Genomic DNA, 16,296 nt, shown 5'->3' with positions numbered 1-16,296 from the left:
CGATGACCAAACCTATTGTCTACCAGGCGGCAATGAATGTTCCGCCGGTCATCATGCTGGCCCGCGTGGTCGCCATTGTCACCACCATCGGGATCGGTGTCGCGGGCTTCGTGCTGTCATTCGCGGCCTTATGGGATCTCGCGATCAAGGCCGGACAACCGCCTCGGCTGGCGTGGCTGTGGCCCGTCATCATCGACGGGACGATTGTGCAGTCCACCGTGGCGATCGTGGCATTGGCACCGTACCTGGATACCGGACGGCACCGGAGGTTCTTCTGGACGGTACTGACCGGAGCCGCTTCTATTAGCATTTCCGGCAACGGTTTTCACGCATGGATCAACGCGGGGCCGCTGCCAGCGCTCGTCGCGGCCGCAATCGCTGCCGTCGCGCCGGTCAGCCTCCTGGCCGCGACCCATGGGCTGGCCATTCTTGCTCGGACCAGCGCCCACTCTGAGGCTCACAATTACGGGTCGATCGACGAGCGAATCTCGAATTCTGTTGCCCTGCAGCATCGGAACGAGTCTTTCCTGACTCGCCACTGGGCCGACTCAACTGAATCCGAACAGACTGTATCGCAAGGAGTTTCGGAGGAACGCTGGTGGGAGGTCGCCGAGCAGGTCTGTGCGGCCGACCCGACCGGTCAGCGAGACCCGCAGGTTGTCGCGCGAATTCTGCACCTGAAATACGAAGCAGGCTGGTCGCATCGGCGGATCGGTCGAGATGTCGACACGCACCACTCGACTGTAGGGCGGATTCTCGACGCGGCGGACAAGGCGCGTCGCCCATCGGAAGCGGTGTCGTCATGAACCGCGACTGGATGGTCAAGGCCGCATGCCGCGGTGTATACGACCCGTTCTTCGACGATGACCTGAGTGCGGATGCGAAAGAATGGTGCGCGACCTGTCCGGTATGGCGAGAGTGCTTGGGAAACGCTCTGGTCAGCGGCGAAGACCACGGCGTCTGGGGCGGATTTACCGCCGCCGAACGTCGAGCGTTGCGGAAATGCCTTCGTCTGACGGCAGGGCGAGGTCGTGGCGCGGCAGCACGCCGTGCGCTTATTGCGCAGTTGGCATCCGCACAGAGCCCGAGGGCCGCTGCGGAGGACTTCAAGCGGGAGGCGAGTCGGAGGGCAGCATCATGAAGTTGCTCGACGACGCCACCCGTATGCAGCTCCAGCAAACTCGACGCGCTCGTACTGGGCTGCGGGCTTGGTGGGCGGGACAGCGCCTTCGAGCTGACGACAATCGTCGCCGGTGTGCCGAAACACGTTCGGCTGCGACGCAACTGGAAAGGTTCGACCGCCTGGTCGCTCGACCGAGCGACCGCGGTTATCTCGGATACGGCGGCGGCCGGTGTGCAGTAGTGGCGCGGCCGGTCGAATACCGAGCGTCGACCGCTCAGGTAGCGGGGCTATGGCCGTGGTCGGTCGGCGCCGGTGCACCTTTGATCGGCACTCCATTGGGTTCGCACCTCCACACCGGCGCCCCGGTGTGTTTCGACCCGATGAACTGGTTCATGCGCGGCAGCTTCATCACCGCACCCAGTCTGTTCGTATTGGGCCTCAATGGTTTTGGTAAGTCCTCGCTTGTTCGGCGGATTGTTCTGGGTGGTGTTGTTCAAGGGATCACGCCACTGATCCTTGCCGACGTGAAGCCTGACTACCGTCGGCTGGTCGAGGTGGTCGGCGGTCAAGTGATCGATCTCGGCTACGGGCATGGACACCTCAACCCGCTGGCCGCTGGTGCCCTCGGTCGAGTCACGGATGTCCTCAGCGGCAATCCCGAAGTGGCGCAACAAGTTGCCACCGAACTCCGGGCTCGGCAGGTCACAGTGATAGCCGGACTTATCGAGCTCATCCGCGGCGCACGAGTCGCTGATTTCGAAGAGACGCTAATCGCAACCGCCCTCCGAATCCTCTACGGACCAGGCGGATTCACACCTGACCAGCCGCCGCTGCTGTCGGACTTGCTGGAAGTCGTCATTGGTGGGGGAGAGGAGCTGCTGCTCGACGCCGGTGCCGATGATGTGCTCGAATACCGCTCTGCCATAAAGGGTTTGCGTCGTTCTCTTCGCGCCCTCACGCAGGGGCCATTCGGGGCGATATTCAACGGCCACACAACCACCGATATCGATACCGACGCAACCGCTGTCTGCGTCGACGTCTCTCACATTCCTTCCGGAGACAAGAAGCTCAAGGCCGCCGTGATGCTCGCCTGCTGGGCCGACGGCTTCGCCTCGGTGGAGGCCGCCCACGTCCTTGCCGACACCGGACACGGGCCGCAACGTTACTTCCAGGTCGTGATGGACGAGTTGTGGCAGGTCTTGGGCCTCGGGGACTTCATGGTCGATCGAGTCGACGAACTCACCCGGCTGCAACGCGGCATCGGCACGGCGCTGATCATGATCAGCCACACCATCAAAGACCTACAGTCGCTGCACAATCCAGCTGCGGTCGCGAAGGCACTCGGGTTCCTCGAACGCGCTCGCGCCAAGATGTTCGGTGCGCTGCCCGCCGAAGAGCTGGCGCGCCTGGATTCCATCGCTCCGTTCACCAGCAGCGAGCGAGAAATGGTTACCAGTTGGTCGGCGCCGCAAGCGCTTACCGGAGAAGCGCTTCAGCCCGGCCAGCCGCGGCCGTGCCCACCCGGCACCGGCAAATTCCTGCTCAAGGTCGGTGAGGACCGTCGCCCCGGCATCCCATTCCAGATGCACCTGTGCCACACCGAGATCGAGGCCGGGATTCACGACACGAACAGTCGCTTCAGTCAATTCGGGACCGGCGTCGCATGAGTACCAGCATGGTGGCAACCGCTGGACTCGGCTCGACGGCCGGGATGGTGCTGCTCGTCGCGCTGGTGATCGCACCTAGCAGCGACTCTGGTTGCGCGCCTGGAGCCGAGATGATTGGGCATGCCGAAGCTGCCGTATCGCTGCCGGCGCCGTCGGCGAATCGGACGCATCCTTTGGGCGGCTCGTTCACCGTCTCCGACGTCTTCGGCGCCCGCGGTGGCGCACACAAGGGCGTCGATTTCGCAGCTCCGGCCGGCACTCCCATTCTCGCTGCGGCGGCGGGCCGAGTAGTCGCCGCGGGACCTGCATCCGGATTCGGGAATTGGATCGTCGTCGACTCCGTCGATGAACAAGGCCGACGGTTCTCCACGGTGTACGGGCACATGTTCGACGACGGGGTGCATGTCCGGGTCGGCGATCAGGTTACAGCTGGTCAGCACATTGCGGACGTGGGCTCAGCTGGTGAATCGACCGGACCGCATCTGCATTTCGAGGTCGTTCCCGGTGGCCGGTTGGAGGGCGGTAGTCCCATCGACCCGATACCCTGGCTGGCGGGGGTTGTCACCCCTGGCATTTCGCGAGATCAACTGTGCACGAATGGGTTTGGTACACCCGGTGCCAGCCTGGCCCCAGGAAAGGTGCCTCCGGAACTCGAGCAGTGGTTCCGTCGTGGCGGATCGCTCTGTCCACAGATCAGCGCGTCGCTGCTCGCCGCACAAGTCCAACAAGAGAGCGGTTTCGTCCGCGACCTGACTTCTCCCGCCGGGGCTCAAGGGCTCGCGCAATTCCTGCCCGGCACCGCGAAAGCCATCGATCCGCTCGACGGGCAACCGTTCGTGATTGACGCTGACGGCAACGGTGCCACATCGGTGTGGGACGACGGCGACGCTATCGTTGGGCAGGCACGTTATATGTGCTACCTCGCCTCGCAAGCCGAGCAGTGGAATGCGTCCGGTCGTGTTCACGGCGACGTCCCGGCCCTCGCGCTCGCTGCCTACAACGCTGGCGCCGACAAAGTGCTTGCCTACGAGGGAATCCCGCCCTACGCAGAGACACAGGCGTACGTCAGCCGCATACTCGCCACCGAGCCGAATTTCCGAATACCGGGCGGCTCAGGCGAATTCGTGCCTGATGGTCGCACTGATGTCGGTCTACAGATCGTCGCAGCAGCGCGTCAATGGATCGGCACGCCATACGTCTGGGGCGGCGGCGGACCGGGCGGGCCAAGCAACGGCGGCTTCGATTGCTCTGGATTCACCTCTGCGGCCGTATTCGCGGCGACCGGTCGTACCCTGCCCCGCACATCGGAGCAGCAGTGGGAAGTCGGTGCCGAGGTTCCCCTCGATCACGCCCGTCCGGGCGATCTGCTGTTCAGCAACTTCGGGCCCGCGGGCCCAGGACACGTTGCGATCGCCGCCGGAAGCGGACAGGAGATCGAAGCGCCGCAGCCTGGCGAGTACGTCAAGGAAGGCCCGGTTTCGTCCGGTGCGCGAGCGAGGCGCATCACCTGAGCCGCGAGAAGCAAACAGCCACAAATCCTTTCAGAGAGTGAGGTCATTATGAACGCCACTTACAAGAGCACCACCGAATACCGGGTGCTCGGCCGCCACATCCTTCGCGACGACGGCGGGCAGTAATCATGAACACGAGAAATGTCTCCGCAGAGTCGCTACCGACGCCCTACCATGCTGCCTATCGCGAACACGATGAGCAGTACCCCACCCGAGCGTGGTTCGACTGCGAGCGCAGCGCGCGGCTGTGGTTAATGGATAAGGTACGCAATGGATCCGGGCAGATCGACGCTTCGCTGAGCGCGTTCGACCCTCATTCCGGCCGAATGCGGGTGCTGTATCGCGAGACGGACGCTGCACGGTCGATCGTCCGCAATGACCTACACCTACTCGCCGTGGCGGTCGACACCGAGCCGCAATTCACAGGCAGTGTGATGGCTGACGCCGCTGCCCTGAAGCAACTTTGTCTGGACTACGCCTGGGCTCGCGCATTCGCGGTAGACCCGAGCTGCGGTTTCGCATTCGAGGCGTGGGTGCGGACCGGCCAACTTCGCGTCGCCATCGCCGAGTTCGGCAACCATGCTGCGATCAGTCGGCACATTGATGTTCTGGACCATCTGACCACCATTGACGATCGGATCGGCCGGATGCGCGACGGTTCTGGTAGTGGCGATCCACGCGATACTGCCGCCGCTGCTGAGCGCGTGCTGAACGTGCTGAAGTGCGAGGGCTACTTCGCGGTATTGAATCCCATTGCAGAAGTAGATGATTCGGCAACATCCGGCGAAGGACAGGCGACTGACCGAGCTCGCGGGCATGACGACATCGACTTGGCGTTCCGCTACCGCAGACAGCTCAGTGAGCTACTGGACACCGGCGTATCGGTAATAGTGCCTACGCGTGATGGCCAGCTGGTGGAAGTTGCAGGTGGCCAAAACGGTTGGCGCGCCGCCGCAGTCGCTCGCGACCCGGTGACCGGTGAGCGGATCTATCTGGGTGATCTCGCTGCGGCGGAAAGGCTCTCCGGCCTGACCGATGCTCTCGAATCAGGCCCTGCACTGACCAAGCTGGGCGTCGAGGTGGACACCTACCCGCCGATCCAACTGTCCAGTGACGCCATCGGCACGCTGTCCGACTACGAAAGCTCTGTCGATCTCACCCGGGCCTTGGTGCGGGTGACGGCTACCCGCCAGAAGTGGATCAGCGACAGCGCGGAGCAGCCGCTCGCATTGGATGCCGATCAGCGTGAGGCCATCGAAGCGCTCGACCAGGCTGCCGCCGAGCTCCGTAGTTATGGGCCACGTGGCCCTGCGCTGGATCCGATCGCAGAGTATCTCGTCGAGCAGATGGCGGCCAAGTTTACAGCGGCACTCGAATTGGGCATCGGACCCGTCGATATCGCGCACGCGACTCCCGCGTTCTCCGAGGACGGGCCGTTCCGGCTAGATATACGGCATTCCAATGCTGGCTTCACCGATCATCAGCCGCTCGATACGGCATTGCTGCATGGACTGACCACCAAGTACGCCTGGCGCCTCATCGAATTGGCCGAAACCGGATCGTTCGAGGTCATCGAGGAATTCGACGCCGAGCTAAATGCCATACGCGAGCAGATCCTTTCCATGTTGACGGCACCTAATCTGGTCGGTGAGGACGCATGGGTCGCGCAGCAGATTGCAAAGGTCGTGCCCCGCGGTGACCTTGCGCGCGCACATTGGGAGCGGATGCTGACCGAGCTCGGCACCGAGGTGCCGCCAGTCGATGACGTGGGCGAGCAACTGGCGCTGGCGGCGGTCGAACTGACGATCCACGCATCTCGTCAGGGACTACATGCCCACGACTACCCAGATGAAAGAGCCGATATCGACGCGCTGACAGATCGCTATCGGGCGTTGCGGGCCGAAGCGGCCACCGAAGGCCTTGAGGCCGCGGCGATCGAATCCATTGTGCGGTGCGCTTACTGGACTGCAACGGTCGAAATTAATTCCGAGGAACCGGATTTCGCTCCGCCTGGTCATGCTGTGGCGTTCGCTCAGGCGGTGGCTCCCGATCTGCCGGAGCTGTTACAGGTTCCGCTCACGGCCCGGTTCGCCGATAAACAGAGTGCGCATGCATGGTTGATGACGTTGGCTGAGCAGCACAACGGTCCCTACGAAGCTCGCTTGCGTACCGTTTCCCGCTTGGGCGACGGCGACCTGCAAGAAATTATTGATGGACGCACGCCGGACCATTACATCCGCTATCTGAACCAGCCCGCTGAGAATCGCGGGGCCCTGAAGTTCCTGCCGAGCGTAATCTCCTTGGAGACAGCGGTTTTGGCTCCGGCCGTCGCCGACTACGTCGAGGTCGTGGAGAGCGCCATCGACCGCGCGGAAGGCTCGGTTCTGCGCGTGGGAGATCCTGATCTCGCCGAGACAGAAGACACTTTGCTGGCATTGCGCACAGAACTAGCTCGTGTCCTCGGCGACGCCTCCGGTATCCGTAATGAGATCAGCATTCGGGTCGACCGGCTGATGAACGAATCGAGCTGGGCGCAAACACATTTCGATGAGTTCGCCAAGGTCATCGGCGAAATCGACTTAACGGCGGAGCAGGCCGAAAGGTTGGCTGAAGTAGAGGCCGTGTGCCATGCCGCCGCCAGCACCGTGACGCGGCGCAGCCTCGCCGAGGCACCGAGGAGGATCCAACAGCGTTACTGGCAGGCCGAACAGGCGGCCCTCGCGGCTGGTGTTCGGCCCCACCACATCGAAGCCATCAAGCGCCGAGGATTCGCCGAACCGGTCCCTGATTCTGTCGTTCTCGACGTGGAAAATGCCGCAGCAGAACTGGCTCTGCTGTGCAATCGGCCCTGGGATATGGAATTTGCCGATACCCGTCAGCCCGAGCGAATCGTCACGATCGGATGGGCTGCTGGCGGGTGGGCGGCCTTCGACGGCATTCGTGACGATGAGGGCTATCAGATCGTCGGAACGACAACGCGCTACCGGCGTGCCGGTGACCTGATGGGCGATCTGTCGCGGGGTGTCCTCTCGGAGGAGGCGAGCGGGATACGCCGCTGGCCCCCGGTTCCGGTGCCGAACCGAATCCGCGACCATCTCAACTACTTCGACGAACGCATTGCCCGACTGGCGAGATTGGCTCCAGATGTCCTGCCGACAGACGGCCGCCGTGCAGAAACCTGCGAGACGTCGACCGATCCGGCTGAGGTGGCACAGGCGCGATTCGAAGCCGCGCGAAATGCTGGTGAACGCGTGCGGTTCACCGATCCAGCGGATAGCGATCGTGTACTCGAAGTCGTCTTGCACCACGGTGAATGGGCGGTTTACGAGTATCGGCGCAACGCCACTGTCCCTGGTGGTGAGCGCCGAGTCGGCTCGGTAGCCGAAGGCCATGCAGCGCGTGTGGCCGAATTGCTCAGCGACCTGGAGATCGGAGCGCCATACAGTGCTGAATTCGGCCGCAGCGGTGAGCATCTGGACCCGATCGAGGTGCCCGAATACGCACGTGCACGGCTTGGAGCTATCCAGGACGAACTCGACACATTGAGCCGTGCGGCCCGCGACGCCGCGGCCACTCCGGACCGGGACGGTGCCCTGCCATATCGGGCCCGCATCGCTGAACTCGATGAACGAGGCGACGTAACCGTCGAACGTGTCGAAGCATTCCTCTGCGATCGTGATGCCCGTAAGTGGTTGCGCGACAACATCGACGAGACGTCAACCGTGATCATCTGCGCAGAGGTGAACCGTGCTAATCCGATCGGCAACGCCGACCTGCCGCTGTCAGATATAAAAGGAAGTGGGCAGGAGGTAGCCCAGCGACTGGACTTGTTGAATGAAGCTCTGGACGTTCGGATGGGTGAGAACCACAGTCTCACAGCCCTATTCACGGATTACGAGTCCACCGCGGTCCGACTGGCCGACGATCGACTGGCCGGATTGCGACTCTATCTCCTTATCCACTTGGATGACCTGCGCCAGCAGATCCGAGAAGCGGTGGACACCAGCAGGTTCGGGGCGGCGGCCGACGAGCAGCGCAAGCGAACATTCCAAATCGAATCCGATCTTGCGGTGACCGATTGGGAGCAGCTGAGTTCCGCCCGAACACATCGCGAGCGGAATCAGGCGCTCACCGCGATATACGACACCGCTCGCGAATTCGCCCGGTTGGAAGCACCGGGACTGCTCGAACACCTACGGGATCTCGAGGACACCGCTCGGGTACTCGGCGTGAGCGAGAACGTCATCGAGACTGCGGCGAACCGGGGCATCGATGCCGGCCGGACTGCCGCACGAGGATCGCTGCGCCAACCGGAATCGGCCAGTTCGGTTGCCGATGGACTGACTTACAACTCCGACTTATTCGAATCTGATGGGGATGGCGCCGTCAAGCCGATCGCGGACAGACTGCGGGCAGAGGCGACGTTGGCCGTTGTCCCTTCAGCGGTGCTCGAACATGAGTACTGGACCGCACTGCTGGACATCTTCACCGTCCACTTCTATGACCCTCAGGAGCCACAGATACTCGTCACAGTCGGCCGTGATTACGGCAAATGGGCTGTGACACAACGCGGTCGGGTATCCGAAACCGGGCTACGAGTATCGGAGGAGCTGCACTTCGACCGAGCTGTCTCCGACGTCCGTGACGTCTGCGAACATCTGACCGCACCGACGGCACACGGACATGACTGCCGAGCCGTCGAAATACCCGACTGGGTCCGCAGCGAACTATCCGAGTATCAGGCCCAGCTCGATCACCTTAAGGCGCTCCAGGCTGCCACGGTGGACAGAGACTTCACCATGAGCCATGCCGACCTGACGAGTCGGCCAGCGGGGCAAGTTCTGCCAGTGCTCGCGCCGATCCTGGGGATCTGCGAGCAGTACGTCGACGACCCAGAAGAGATCGTGATAAGGGAGGACGGCGGACGGCACGGCAGCCAGCATGTACTCGCCGTCGCCGAACAACGCGATAGGGAGGCGATTGTCCGGTCTTTACGCTGGCACGGCTACGAATCGCCGGACATCCTGCCCCCGGCGATCTACGTAACCGGTTGGAATTCAGCACAACTCGATGCCCGACACGATGCTCTGATCCGTGGTGCCGAGTCACTCGAACGACAGCACTTCCAATTCGCGGAAGAAACCGTGGAGCGTTATATACGCACGCGTAGCCGGGGTTTCGTAGAAGCGACTGCCGCCGAATCGGCCGTTCACCAGGCGCATGCCGCGCGGGAACGTCGCAACGTCGACTATCGGTGGTGGTACGGCGATCTGCGGCGCAGCCGCGTTGATCTCGACATAGCAACCACTGGTGCGGATCCACGCGTCCGGGAACTGCTGATGGCGATCGACGACACTCAACATGGTCTGGACGCCCTGAGCGCGCGAGCGGCTTTCACTCAGACCGGGATGACTGCAATCGAGACGTATCGAGAGTTGGCGGCGAACCGATCTGCGGCCGTGGATGCGGTGCGGGTGGCCGCGAAGCAGGCCGCGCATGAAACATACTGTCGCGCAATATCTTCTGAGCCCGCAGTTCGACCTGCTGTACATGGTGGGGCAGCTGAAAGCGGAAGATCTCCGAACCCGGAGGTTGGACGGAGCGGCCCCTTGCCGGCTTCGGCGGAGGCGACAGGACCGCCGAATTCCCTGATACAGATGACCGAACCATCGGGCGGTGTGAGCCTCCGAGCCGACTGGATAGCCACGTCCAACGAAGCATCCAAGGATGCCGACCCCGGTTGCGACACCGGCCCAAGCCTGTAGGAGGTGACCGCGATGTCGGGCGAAGTCGACGATGCTGTTCGCGAGAGCGGAACCGCCGCGTCCAAACTGCTTCAGGCGTTGACGGCGCTCGCGCAGCTCCACCAGGTCGCGGTCGAAGCGGCCGTTCGTGCAGCCGACCGAGCCGAACAGGGCCGGGAACGGCAAGCACGACAACTGGAGTTTCGCGAGCGAGCGCAGGATCGAAAACAACAGCGGCGGTTGGAGGCTCTGCGCCTACGCCGGGAATTACAAAAGCATCAGGATGTGCTTGAGGTGCCGCAACTGCGTCAGCAGCTGGCGCAGTTGGAGCGGCGCGCTGGCGAGGCTCGGATGGCCGCGTACGACGCGGTCCGCAGGCTCGAACCCGCCGCTCACGCTGAATGGACCGGCTACCTCAGCGATGCGGGCATCGACACATCGCCTTACGAGGAGGCGGCGGTCGGTAAGGATGATCCGGCTGGCACGGAGCCATCCACCTCCCGTTCAAGCGAACGTACTGAGACCAGCAACGAGTTCGAGGGGCAGGTGCTCGTCGAGCCGGAACAGTATCAAAACGTGAGCGTCAGCAACGAGAACACCGGCGCCGCAACGTATCTCGACGTCGATGTCACAGAGGATCTTGTGACGGCAGCATTCCCCGACGGAGGGGAGCTGACACCCGATGCCCTGTCTGGTGCACGCTTCGACGAACCAAGCGAGGTCGCCGAAGATCTCAGCGAAACTGCCGCGTACGTCGATCCCACACTCAACGAGTGGTGCGGGGATGACTGAAATCCGTCGGCGCCGCCCGGGCGGACAGACCGGAACCTCGTTGGGTGCAGATGCATTCGCGTGGGCAGCTTTGATTTGCGCCGCAATGATTTTGGCGAGCTGGGCAGCGTTGGCAATTGGTCAGTGGGCAGCCGGTTTACCCATTACGGTGAATCCCGTCCATCGAGCGCTATCCGGCGATCCAGTCGAGTGGCCGCGCGAGTCGACCATGGTCCTGCTCGCACTCGCCGCTGTTCTCGCAGCGGTGGGTTCTGCAGCAGCCTGGCGAAAGTGGAGCAGCCGGACGGGCTGCGGTGTCGACATCGCCGCGCGGACAATGCAATCCCCGCGAGAACTGATCGGCGTCGACAAAACCAGCGGACCGGAGGTGCACGATGGCAGTAACCGCGGAATGTTGTTGGGGTACACCATATCTGGACACAGACCGGTCTACCTCGTCTGGGAGATGGTCTGCACGGTAATCGCCGGAACCCGAACCGGAAAATCCGCCGCCTACGCGATCCGCGCAATCCTCGACGCACCAGGACCATGCATCGCAACAAGCAACAAAGCCGATGTCTGGGCGCACACCGACCTACCGCGCCGCAGCAACGGCGCTCGAACCTGGCTCGCAGACCCCCAGGGCGTCACCGGCGCCGAACGAATCGAATTCTGGTGGAACCCTCTGGCCCACGTCTCGCAACTCCGACACGCTCGCCGACTGGCATCCTTCTTCGTCGCGGCATCCACTCCTATCGACTCGCGAGTCGACAGTTACTTCGACGGCGGCGCCAAAGAACTCCTCGCCCTATACATGCTGGCCAGCGCGATCGCTGGCGGCGACTTGGTCCACGTTCTGGAGTGGCTCGGCAACCCTCTCGATGAGACGGCGGACCGAATACTGCAGTCCGCAGGCAAACTTCGTGCCGCAGCCCGGATCGGCGAGGCACGCGACCTCCATCCCCGCCAGCGCGATGGACTCCTGGATATGGCGCGACGGTTCCTGGACGTGCTGTCCGACGACGACTACGCCCGCATGGCGCTGCCGCCTCGTCGACGCCGCTTCGTACTCACTGGCGGGCGTGACATCCGCACGGAGCCAGGAACATACATACACAATCTGCCGGTGTTCGACCCTGTCCAGTTCGTCACCAGCCGCGACACCCTCTACGCACTCTCGATGGAGGGCGCCGACTCCGCAGCCGCCCTGACGACGGCACTGGTCGGCCAAGTCCTCGACGCAGCAGTCGCCGAATCAACAAAACACGGTGGCCGCCTTCTGATTCCGCTCATTGCCGTACTCGATGAAGTCGCGAACATCTGCAAACTTCCCGAATTACCCTCTCAATACAGCCATTTCGGCGGCCGAGGGATCATCCCCCTGACCTTCCTCCAGTCGCGCAAGCAGGGCGAACGTGTATGGGGGCCAGGACCAATGGCAGAGATGCTCGACCAGAGCGTGCAGATATACGGCGGCAACGTCGCCGACACCGAATACTTGGGAGACCTCTCGAAACTTATTGGCGGCCACGATGTTTCCACCCTCACCGAATCGATCGCCGCCGGACCACGCGGCCGAAGCCGCTCACTGAGCTGGCGCACCGAAGAGATCCTCACCGTCGACGACCTCGCCGCCCTACCGAAACAACGAGCGATCATCCGCTTCCCCCACCACAAGCCAATCCTCGTCAACAAGATCTGGTGGTGGGATTCCGAGCACCGCGCGGCGATCAACGACAGTCTCATCTCGCACGGGATCGAGCCGTTCGGTGCAAAACGACCGGCACTCAAGGGAATTGACCCGGTGGAACAGTCCGAGTACCGATCCGCGCCTGACTGGAGGGAGGCACCGGAATGACCGGCCAGCCCCAACCGCGGTACCCGAACGTAGTGGACTGGGTCGAGTCCTGGTTCGCACCCGCAATCAACCGCCGCCTCTGGGGCAAACCGGGACAACCAGGCAAGCGCTGGTGCCCCCGCTGGTGGGCTCACCCAGAAGTCGTTCTCCGGCTCAATGCCCTCTGGCGGTCCTGGGAAGCGGCCGTCGCAGCCGGCGCCACCGACGCCAACGCGATGAGCCACTGGTGGCTCAACCACTGCGAACCGCATCTTCGCGTCGTCCTCGACAGCGAGCATGGTCCGATGGCGCTGTGCAGCCAGGAACAACACGTCGATCGCGGCGGGCTCGACGTCGAGCCTGTTCCGGCGGGCTGGTGGGACCGATCGGCCGTCAACAGAAGAACGAATCGGCCGGCCGCAGGGCGGTAGCAGATGACTAGGCAGGGCGCATACGCTGCGAATATGTACTCCGACCAAGCCGCCGAGGACGGCCTGTCCTGGCTGCCGCACCGCATGCTGCGGCGTGCGACCTCGATACTTCGCCGCCGTGCGCATAATACGAGCAGCGAAGGCCCGTTGAATGAGTTGGCCGGGGGAACCGACTGGGCTGCAGCACAAACCGCACATCTGCGCGCCGACGCGTCCTTGTTGTACACCCAACTGGCGAAGGGCACCACGCTAACTCCTAGAGATGCAGCACCATTCAACCTCGGGCCGAGTGAGCAGATCGACGTACGTGTCGTTCTGGGCGTCGCGCATTCCTATATCGCCGGAGACGATTGGGAAGGCCACTGCTCGGCTGACATCGCATGTACCGATCAGCGCCTACTTCTCCGAAGCTGTGCCGATGGGCATGTCGTCGATTTCTACTGGGATCTCGTCGACCGGCTCGAAATCGACTTGGACGGCAACACCGTAGTTATCGGATTCGACATCGAAGAGCCGATCCTCCTCTATGGACCGGCAGCGCCGATCCTGGCGGTCTACGCGGTGTGGCGACTCCGGTCACTCGACGACTTTCTGAATGACCCAGATCTATCACTTCTGCGGTAGTGCAGGGTCCGGTCGCAGATACATTGATATGAGAGATGTAACAGCGTACTGTCGGCGCATGGCAATCTTCAGGGCCGCAATGTCGCGGTCGTTCGGCTGCATCGGGTGCGGGGGGTCGCGATGAAGGAGTTGGTGCACGGCGACACCCCGGTTCCGGATCCCGGCCCATTGCATCCGGCCACGTGGAACACATGCTGCGGGTCGTCTTCGGCGACCACGGCCTCACCGGCCGCGCGAAAGAGGAATGGCTGTTCGAGCGGCTGGCCCTCTACGCCGGCATGGAGCACTTCACCGCGATCGTCGGGCAGTGGTTTCTCGATTCGGAGGGCCTCGAACAGTCGGGAATACACCCAATGATGCTGGATCTGCTGCGCTGGCACGGCGCCGAAGAGGTCGAGCACCGCAATGTGCTCTTCGACGTCTTCGAGCACGTCGACGGCGGCTACCTCCGCCGACTGCGGACCGTTCTGCTGGGCAGCATCGGCCTGCTGGGGACCTTCCTCCTCGTCCTCGACCGGCCTCTACCGGCAGGACCCGACCCGGCGCTGGTGGAAACCGTGGCCGGTGCAACTCGTCGGTGCCATGCGAAAGGGCCTGGTCCCCGACTGGAAGTTCTTCGTGACCGAGGTCCCGCCCTACCTGAAGCGCAACTTCCACCCCTCGTCCATGGGCCCGCTGGATAAGGCGCTGCAATACCTGGCGACCTCACCGGCGGCACGCGCGGCCGAACACTGAGCGATCTGTTTCGAGACCACCTCTCCCGCACCACATTTCGGGATCGTCCTGCTCGAATGCCAACGAAAAGCCCGGCACTGCAATATCGACAGCGACCAGTGGCAGGCGCATCCCGGATCGGTCGGCCACGCCGTGCGCGGATATCTCGACGTGGACGGATGCCTGTACCTCACCGACTATAAGCCCTGCATCCGGCTGTCGCCGAGGCCGCGGTGATCGCTGTCCCAGACGCCGAAATAGGCGAGCAGGTCAAGACGGTGATCCAGCTGGAACCACGGCACAGCGGGTCTCCGGAAATGGCGGCCGGGTTGATCTGTTACGTCCGCGATCGGGTCGCCTACTACAAGGCGCCGAAGTCGGTCGACTTCGTGGACGATCTGCGCGCTACGCGTCGCACTGATTCGAGGATATCGATGTATCTCACCCAATCCCTGCACCGCGGCGTCCAGCAGCGGCCCGACGCGCTGTTCACGATCTTCGGCAACCACCGTGCTGCTGGTCGACGACGCCTTCGCCGCGGCCGTCGAACCCATCCGCGCGGCCTACCCCGAGCTGACGACCGTCGTCTTCATCGGTGACGGCACGGTCCCCGACGGGATGCTCGGCTACGAAGAACTCCTCGCCGGCGCCGAACCGATCGAGGACACGCGCACCGGTGGTGACACGCTCTTCGGCGTCTTCTATACCGGCGGTACGACCGGACACCCCAAGGGCGTCATGCTCAGCCACACGAACGTGCTGGCCTCCGCCTTCGGTGCGTTCGGTGCCGGGGTGCTGGTCACGCCGCACGGGCGGCTTTTGCACGCGGCCCCCATGTTCCACGTCGCCGACTTCGCGCTGTGGTCCGCCGGAAACCTCGCCGAGACAACGCATGTCATCATTCCAGCGTTCACGCCCAGCGCGGTCCTCGACGCGATCCAGGCATTCGGCGTGACCGACACCATCCTGGTGCCGACCATGATCCAGATGCTCATCGATCACCCGGAACTCGACGGCTACGACACCTCCAGCCTCCGCAAACTCGCGTACGGCGCCTCGCCGATCACCGAATCGGTACTTGTCCGAGCGCGCAAGGCCCTGCCCACCGCCCGCTTCACCCAGGCCTACGGCATGATCGAGCTCTCGCCGACCGCCACCCTGCTGACCCCCGACGATCACGAGCGCCCGGAACTACTGCGGTCGGCAGGCCGGGCCGCCGCCCATACCGAGATCCGCATCGTCGACGCGCAAGACCGTGAGCTGCCGCGCGGCGAGATCGGACAGATCATCGTGCGCGGCGACAATGCCATGCTTGGATACTGGGCCCGCGCAACCGAATCCGCCGAAGCGCTCGCCGGCGGCTGGATGCACACCGGCGATGCCGGTCGCATGGACGCCGAAGGCTACGTCTTCGTCGTCGACAGGATCAAGGACATGATCATCACCGGTGGTGAGAACGTGTACTGCGTCGAGGTCGAGAACGCCCTCGCCGCGCACCCGGCCGTGGCGGCCGTCGCCGTGATCGGAATGTCCGACGAACAGTGGGGTGAACGGGTGCATGCCGTCGTGGTCACGCGGCCCGGACAGCAGATCTCCGAGGAGGCGTTGCGGACCCACTGTCGAACCCTGATTGCCGGGTACAAGGTGCCGCGTACGATCGGATTCGTTGCTGCGCTTCCGGTATCGGGGGCGGGAAAGGTGCTCAAGCGGCAACTGCGCGAGCGGGTGTGACCGTATGTGCCAAGCTTTACGGCGGAACATTTGTGTCAATGCGATGTTCGAAGTGTGCTCTAGTGGCACTAGAACCCCTGAATAAGGGTTCTAGACCCGTGAAATGGTGCGCCATCAGGGAATGGGGCACGTTTTCAGTACCG

11 protein-coding genes and 1 pseudogene are annotated in these 16,296 nt (G+C 63.3%); all 12 read left to right on the top strand.

Translation table 11 applies throughout. The features are described from left to right. The first annotated feature begins 2 nt into the window (after nucleotides 1-2). Entirely contained in the window at nucleotides 3-806 is an 804-nt protein-coding gene (locus tag F5544_RS30730; RefSeq protein WP_238846748.1) for a DUF2637 domain-containing protein, read from the top strand. Beyond that, nucleotides 803-1,141: a WhiB family transcriptional regulator gene (locus F5544_RS47645; RefSeq protein ID WP_167476408.1), complete on the top strand. Its 339-nt coding sequence runs from the start codon at nucleotides 803-805 to the stop codon at nucleotides 1,139-1,141. Before F5544_RS30730 ends, F5544_RS47645 begins: the two co-directional genes overlap by 4 nt. Continuing rightward, nucleotides 1,138-2,790: a hypothetical protein gene (locus F5544_RS30720; RefSeq protein WP_238846747.1), complete on the top strand. Its 1,653-nt coding sequence runs from the start codon at nucleotides 1,138-1,140 to the stop codon at nucleotides 2,788-2,790. Before F5544_RS47645 ends, F5544_RS30720 begins: the two co-directional genes overlap by 4 nt. Then, nucleotides 2,787-4,301 (top strand): peptidoglycan DD-metalloendopeptidase family protein, encoded by a 1,515-nt coding sequence (locus F5544_RS30715; RefSeq protein ID WP_167476407.1) that lies wholly within the window; start codon nucleotides 2,787-2,789, stop codon nucleotides 4,299-4,301. Before F5544_RS30720 ends, F5544_RS30715 begins: the two co-directional genes overlap by 4 nt. 128 nt (nucleotides 4,302-4,429) lie before the next feature. Next, on the top strand, nucleotides 4,430-10,066 hold the full coding sequence (locus tag F5544_RS30710; RefSeq protein WP_167476406.1) for a hypothetical protein: 5,637 nt from the start codon (nucleotides 4,430-4,432) through the stop codon (nucleotides 10,064-10,066). Between the two features lie 12 nt (nucleotides 10,067-10,078). Then, nucleotides 10,079-10,837, top strand: coding sequence for a hypothetical protein (locus F5544_RS30705; protein ID WP_167476405.1), 759 nt, complete (start codon nucleotides 10,079-10,081; stop codon nucleotides 10,835-10,837). Further along, nucleotides 10,830-12,674, top strand: a complete 1,845-nt coding sequence (locus tag F5544_RS30700; protein WP_167476404.1) for a type IV secretory system conjugative DNA transfer family protein — start codon at nucleotides 10,830-10,832, stop codon at nucleotides 12,672-12,674. The genes F5544_RS30705 and F5544_RS30700 overlap by 8 nt, the downstream gene beginning before the upstream one ends. Continuing rightward, on the top strand, nucleotides 12,671-13,084 hold the full coding sequence (locus F5544_RS30695; RefSeq protein WP_167476403.1) for a DUF4913 domain-containing protein: 414 nt from the start codon (nucleotides 12,671-12,673) through the stop codon (nucleotides 13,082-13,084). Before F5544_RS30700 ends, F5544_RS30695 begins: the two co-directional genes overlap by 4 nt. A gap of 33 nt (nucleotides 13,085-13,117) precedes the next feature. After that, a complete protein-coding gene (locus tag F5544_RS30690; RefSeq protein WP_167476402.1) occupies nucleotides 13,118-13,708 on the top strand; it encodes a hypothetical protein in 591 nt (196 codons plus the stop codon). Between the two features lie 191 nt (nucleotides 13,709-13,899). After that, nucleotides 13,900-14,391 (top strand): metal-dependent hydrolase, encoded by a 492-nt coding sequence (locus F5544_RS30685; protein ID WP_203217380.1) that lies wholly within the window; start codon nucleotides 13,900-13,902, stop codon nucleotides 14,389-14,391. A gap of 264 nt (nucleotides 14,392-14,655) precedes the next feature. Further along, complete coding sequence (locus F5544_RS47640) at nucleotides 14,656-15,021, top strand: hypothetical protein (RefSeq protein WP_428847080.1); 366 nt, start codon at nucleotides 14,656-14,658, stop codon at nucleotides 15,019-15,021. Next, a pseudogene (locus F5544_RS30675) lies at nucleotides 14,915-16,153 on the top strand (AMP-binding protein); the annotation flags it as partial. The gene F5544_RS47640 and the pseudogene F5544_RS30675, both read left to right, overlap by 107 nt. Nucleotides 16,154-16,296: the final 143 nt, after the last annotated feature.

Source organism: Nocardia arthritidis, from assembly GCF_011801145.1.
In the GTDB taxonomy this organism is placed as follows: domain Bacteria; phylum Actinomycetota; class Actinomycetes; order Mycobacteriales; family Mycobacteriaceae; genus Nocardia; species Nocardia arthritidis_A.
The sequence above is the reverse complement of the archived record's forward strand: the minus strand, read 5'-3'. Positions and strand labels throughout refer to the sequence as shown.